The organism is Streptomyces anatolicus (genome assembly GCF_019400875.1).
Classification (GTDB): domain Bacteria; phylum Actinomycetota; class Actinomycetes; order Streptomycetales; family Streptomycetaceae; genus Streptomyces; species Streptomyces anatolicus.
In genome coordinates, this window is record NZ_WMBF01000640.1 from 1 (window position 1) to 3,126 (window position 3,126).

The window sequence follows — 3,126 nt, forward strand, 5'->3', positions numbered from 1 at the left end:
GTCTCGCCCTCCGGGGCCGCCGGCCCGCCCCCTTCTTCGGCCCGCGCCAGCGAGTTCGCCGCCGGCAGGTCGATGAAGCGGACCGGCACGCCACGTCCGGCCGCCCACTGGAGGGCGACCCACTCCGGCGAGAACTCGGCGAACGGCCAGAACGCCGAGCGGCCCGGCTCGTCCACCACGTGCGCGAGCAGCGCGACCGGCGGCCGCATCGCCTCGTCGGCGGCGAGGTGCACCAAGGAGTCGGCCTCCGGAGGCCCCTCGATGAGGACGGCATCCGGCCGCGCCTCGTCGAGCGCGGCCCGCACCGCGCGAGCCGACCCGGGACCGTGGTGCCGCACCCCGAGCAGCAGCGTCCCCCCGGCCCGCGCCGCGGACTCCGCGCGCTCCCCCGTCATACGCTCACCTCGCGGCACGCGCGGTAGAAGTCCTTCCAGCCGTCACGCTCCCGCACGACCGCCTCCAGATACTCCTGCCAGATCACCCGGTCCGCCGCGGGATCGCGCACGACCGCGCCGAGAATGTCGGCCGCGACATCGCCGGGTCGCAGGACGCCGTCTCCGAAGTGGGCCGCCAGGGCGAGACCGTTCGTCACGACGGAGATCGCCTCGGCCGTCGACAGGGTGCCGCTGGGCGACTTCACCTTCGTACGCCCGTCGGCCGTGACCCCGTCGCGCAGCTCACGGAAGACGGTGACGACGCGGCGTATCTCGTCGATGCCCTCGGGGCCCGTGGGCAGGTCGAGCGAGCGGCCGATCTGGTCGACGCGGCGCGAGACGATGTCGACCTCGGCGTCGGCGCTCTCCGGGAGCGGCAGGACGACGGTGTTGAAGCGGCGGCGCAGGGCGCTCGACAGGTCGTTGACCCCGCGGTCGCGGTCGTTGGCGGTGGCGATGAGGTTGAAACCCCGCACGGCCTGCACCTCCTGGCCCAGCTCCGGAATGGGCAGGGTCTTCTCCGACAGGATCGTGATCAGCGTGTCCTGCACATCGGCGGGGATGCGGGTCAGCTCCTCGACCCGGGCGGTCATGCCCTCGGCCATCGCCCGCATGACGGGGCTGGGCACGAGGGCGTCGCGGCTCGGGCCGTGCGCGAGCAGCTGGGCGTAGTTCCACCCGTACCGGATCGCCTCCTCGGGCGTGCCCGCCGTGCCCTGCACGAGCAGCGTCGAGTCACCGCTGACCGCCGCGGCCAGATGCTCGGAGACCCAGGTCTTGGCGGTGCCGGGCACGCCGAGCAGCAGCAGGGCGCGGTCGGTGGCGAGCGTGGTGACGGCGACCTCGACGATGCGGCGCGGCCCCACGTACTTCGGGGTGATCACGGTGCCGTCGGGCAGCTCGCCGCCGAGCAGATACGTCGCCACCGCCCACGGCGAGAGCTTCCACCGCTGCGGCCTCGGCCGGTCGTCCTGCGCGGCGAGCGCGGCCAGTTCGGCGGCGAAGGCGTGTTCGGCGTGAGGCCGCAGCACCCCGGACGGCCCGGACGAATCCGACGGATCTGACGGATCCGACGGATTCGCGGTCGCGGACGTCGTCGAGTCGACGGAAACGGTCATGGAGCGATCCCCCTCCAGCTCGCCCGGGCACATCTGGCCCGGATGTGTCTCCACCGTGCACCACGCCACTGACAATCGCCCCTCGTGCGTCCCTGACCTGGGCAAATGCCCGCGCCCAGGTCGATTGTCAGTGGCGGGACCTACCTTCGAGACATGACTCAGCAGGGGGTGCGCTGGACGGCGGATCAGGTGCTGGCACTGGCGCCTGACGTCCCGTCACGCAAGGCGGGTAGCAAACTCGGCGTCGCCGGCCCATGGTCGGAGGCGGGCAGTTCTGACGAGGGGACGGTGTGGGGGCTGTGCAAAGGCAGCGGCAGCAAGCCGTATCGGACGGTCGTGGACATCGCGGACGCGGCGGGTCCGGCGTACAAGTGCAGTTGCCCGAGCCGCAAGTTCCCCTGCAAACACGCGCTGGGACTGCTCCTGATCTGGTCGGGCGGAGACGGCACCGTGCCGGACGGGGTGCCGCCCGCCTGGGCGGAGGAGTGGCTGGCGTCCCGCCGCAAGAGAGCGGAGGAAAAGCGGAGTTCGCCCGCGGCTCCGGCGGACACTGAGGCGGCGCGCAGGAGAGCGGAGAAGCGGGCCGAGCGGATCACGGCGGGGGCGACGGAGCTGGAGCAGCGCCTGGCTGACCTGCTGCGCGGCGGCACGGCCTCGGCCGAGCGGTCCGGGTATGGCCTGTGGGAGGAGACGGCGGCCCGCATGGTCGACGCGCAGGCGCCGGGACTGGCCGCGCGGGTGCGGGAGTTGGGGGCGATACCTTCTTCGGGGCCGGGCTGGCCGGTGCGCCTCCTGGAGGAGTGCGCCCTGCTGCACCTCCTCGACCAGGGCTGGCTCCGCCGTGACCAGTTGCCGCACGAGCTGGCGGCCACGGTCCGCTCCCGCGTCGGCCTGCCCGCCCAGCCGGAGGATCCCCCGCTGCGGGACCACTGGCTGGTCCTCTCCCAGTACGACACGGCGGACAGCAAGCTGACCACGCGCCGCATCTGGCTGTACGGCACGGACTCCGGGCACACCGCGCTGCTCCTCTCGTACGGCGCCGCGGGCCGCGCCCCGGCGCTCGCCCTGCCGGTGGGCCTCGCGCTGGACGCGGAGCTGACCGGGTACCCGGGCGCGCGGCAGCTGCGGGCGGACCTGGGCGAGCAGTTCACGGCCCCGGCGCCCACGGCGCGGCGTCCACCTGGTGTACGGACGGAGGAGGCCGCCGCCCTGTACGGCGAGGCGCTGCGGGACGATCCCTGGCTGGAGTCCTGGCCCGCGACACTCTCCGAGGTCATACCGGCCCGGACCGAGACCGGCTGGCAACTGGCGGACGAGGGCGGCGCTTCGGCGCTCCCCATAGCGCCGTCGACCCCCGCTCAGGGCCTGTGGCGGCTGATCGCCCTGTCCGGAGGCACACCGCTGACGGTGTTCGGCGAGTGCGGCCACCGGGGCTTCACTCCCTTGGCGGCCTGGCCCCAGGAAACGGGAGAGACGGTGCCGCTGTGCTGAGGAACGAACGCGAGGAGGACCAGATGCCCAGCCCTGCAACGAGCCCCACGCCCACACAGACCTCTCGCCAAACCCCGGCGACC

3 protein-coding genes are annotated in these 3,126 nt (G+C 73.4%); 1 reads left to right on the plus strand and 2 read right to left on the minus strand.

The genetic code is table 11. The annotated features are described in order from the left end of the window. Together GKQ77_RS30750 and GKQ77_RS30755 are read right to left on the minus strand one after the other, a co-directional pair. Nucleotides 1-395 (minus strand): DUF5682 family protein (locus GKQ77_RS30750; protein WP_258022269.1); only part of this gene is annotated, 395 nt, incomplete at its 3' end. Further along, nucleotides 392-1,552, minus strand: a complete 1,161-nt coding sequence (locus tag GKQ77_RS30755; protein ID WP_219692396.1) for an ATP-binding protein — start codon at nt 1,550-1,552, stop codon at nt 392-394. The genes GKQ77_RS30755 and GKQ77_RS30750, both read right to left, overlap by 4 nt. 153 nt (nt 1,553-1,705) lie before the next feature. Between GKQ77_RS30755 and GKQ77_RS30760 the strand changes: the two genes are divergently transcribed. Then, the gene (locus tag GKQ77_RS30760; RefSeq protein WP_219692397.1) at nt 1,706-3,043 is read left to right on the plus strand and encodes an SWIM zinc finger family protein; all 1,338 of its coding nucleotides are present in this window, start codon (nt 1,706-1,708) and stop codon (nt 3,041-3,043) included. Nucleotides 3,044-3,126 lie beyond the last annotated feature (83 nt).